This window comes from Alkalihalophilus lindianensis, assembly GCF_032843265.1.
GTDB classification, from domain to species: Bacteria; Bacillota; Bacilli; order Bacillales; family Bacillaceae_D; genus Alkalihalophilus; species Alkalihalophilus lindianensis.
The window spans coordinates 1-402 of the sequence record NZ_JAWJBA010000070.1; the positions used below are offsets into that span (position 1 = coordinate 1).

At 31.8% G+C, this 402-nt stretch carries 1 protein-coding gene; it reads left to right on the top strand.

Annotation, left to right across the window (positions count from 1 at the left end; genetic code table 11):
• Positions 1-302: 302 nt before the first annotated feature.
• Positions 303-402: PTS sugar transporter subunit IIA domain-containing protein (locus tag RYX56_RS21335; protein WP_500660606.1), on the top strand; the 100-nt coding region annotated here is incomplete at its 3' end.

Consider the following 402-nt stretch of genomic DNA (forward strand, 5'->3'; position numbering starts at 1 on the left):
GTTTTAAACAAAGGAATAATTTGATACCGATACACAAAACAATACATTTTACTGTATTGTTTTGTGTATCTTTTTTGTGTATTAGTTAAAAACTGATAAAAACAGTGGTTTTAATACAGTTTTTTTGGCACGATAGTTGCATTAGTATTAGTGACGACAAAAAAGAGTGTTACTGTGTCAAATGTATCACAAGTCTGTTAGGGAAAAAGGAAAAGTTGCTGCATTCATTCACTTTGGTTACAGGTTCTCTAGAACTTATTTATATATTTAAGCTGTAACAATAAGAATAGGGAGGTAAGAAGATGGTAGGAATTATCATTGCTAGTCACGGTGATTTTGCCAATGGTATCTTGCAATCCGGAGAGATGATCTTTGGAAAACAAGAAAATGTAAAAGCCGTTA